Consider the following 2,083-nt stretch of genomic DNA (forward strand, 5'->3'; position numbering starts at 1 on the left):
TCGACGACACCACCACCAGCCGCCCCGCCCTCACCACCACCACCCGACCCGAGGCCCTACCGGTCTCCTACGCCCAGCAACGCCTCTGGTTCCTCAGCGAACTGGAAGGCCCCAGCCCCACCTACAACATCCCCCTCGCCCTGCACCTGACCGGCCACCTCGACACCACCGCCCTCGACGCCGCACTACACGACGTCGTCGAACGCCACGAAGTCCTGCGCACCATCTACCCGACGGTGGACGGCCACCCGCGTCAGCAGGTACGTCCGGCCGACTCCGTCGACCGTCTGCTCACGGTGGGCGCCTATGACGCGACCGCCCTCGCACGGGCGACCGCGCACACCTTCGACCTCGGCGCCGAACTCCCCATCCGCGCCTGGCTGTTCTCCCACGGCGAGACCGAGCACACCCTGCTCGTCGTCGTCCACCACATCGCCGGCGACGGCTGGTCCATGGGCCCCCTCGCCCACGACATCTCCACCGCCTACACCACCCGACTCACCGGCACCGCTCCCGCCTGGGAACCACTCACCGTCCAGTACGCCGACTACACCCTCTGGCAACGCAACCTCCTCGGCTCCCCCGACGACCCGCACAGCCTCCTCTCCCAGCAACTCACCTACTGGCGCCAGACCCTCACCGACCTCCCCGACGAACTCACCCTCCCCACCGACCGCCCCCGCCCCGCCACCGCCAGCCACCACGGCGGAACCACCACGTTCGCCGTACCCGCTGAGCTTCACCAGCAGGTCGTGGCACTCGCGCGCGCCGAGGGCGTCACGGTGTTCATGGTGCTGCAGGCGGCGTTCGCCGTCCTGCTCTCCCGCCTCGGCGCCGGGACGGACGTCCCGATCGGCACGCCCGTCGCCGGCCGCACCGACGAAGCCCTCGACAACCTCATCGGCTTCTTCGTCAACACCCTCGTCCTACGCACCGACCTCAGCGGCAACCCCACCTTCACCCAACTCCTCCACCGCATCCGCGAAGCAGACCTCACCGCCTTCGCCCACCAGGACATCCCCTTCGAACGCCTGGTGGAGGAGATAGCCCCCGCGCGGTCCATGGCCCGCCACCCGCTCTTCCAGGTCATGCTCACCCTCCAGAACAACACCCAGGCCGCCCTCAGCCTCCCCGAGCTGGACGCGACCCTTCTGCCGCCGGGAGAGCTGGCGGCGAGGTTCGACCTGGATCTCACCCTGGACGAGACCTTCGACGCGGATGGCGAGGCTGCCGGGCTGAACGGGTCGCTGACCTTCGCGCGGGACCTCTTCGACACCGAGACGGCCGAACAGCTCGCCACGCGCTTCGTCCGGGTCCTCAAGGCGGCCGGCTCCGAGCCGCGGCTCCCTGTCAGCCACGTCGACGTGCTCAGCCCCGCCGAGCGGCGGCAGGTGTTGGAGGGGTGGAACGACACGGCGGCCGTGGTCCCGGCGGGCACCCTGCCCGAGCTGTTCGAGGCCCGCGTGGCACAGACACCGGACGCGGTGGCGGTGGTCTTCGAGGACGAATCACTCACCTACGCGGAGCTGAACACGCGGGCCAACCAGGTCGCGCACCTGCTCACCAAGCAGGGTGTCGGCCCCGAGACGGTGGTACCCGTCCTGATGGAACGCTCCATCGAGATGGTCACCGCGCTCCTCGGCATCCTCAAGGCCGGCGGCGCCTACCTGCCCGTCGACCCCGACTACCCCGCCGAGCGCATCGACTACCTGCTCAACCAGACCGACTCACCCGTGACGGTCACCGAGACCCTGGTCGACAAGGCCTGCGACCACGACTCGACAGATCTGCCGCACCCGGGGCTGTCGCCCGACCACCCGGCGTACGTCATCTTCACCTCCGGCTCCACCGGCCGACCCAAGGGCGTCGTCGTCCCCCACGCCGGAATCGTCAACCGCCTCACCTGGATGCAACACGCCTACAGCCTCACCGCTGACGACCGGGTCCTGCAGAAGACACCGTTCGGCTTCGACGTCTCCGTATGGGAGTTCTTCTGGACCCTCCTCGAAGGCGCCACCCTCGTCATCGCCCGACCCGGCGGCCACCGCGAACCCGCCTACCTCGCCAAACTGATCCAAGACGA

1 protein-coding gene is annotated in these 2,083 nt (G+C 69.6%); it reads left to right on the forward strand.

The window, feature by feature from the left end; translation table 11 throughout:
- Positions 1–2,083: condensation domain-containing protein (locus ACIOJE_RS41235; protein ID WP_400783830.1), on the forward strand; the 2,083-nt coding region annotated here is incomplete at both ends.

Source organism: Kitasatospora sp. NPDC087861 (assembly GCF_044742585.1).
Taxonomy (GTDB): Bacteria; Actinomycetota; Actinomycetes; order Streptomycetales; family Streptomycetaceae; genus Kitasatospora.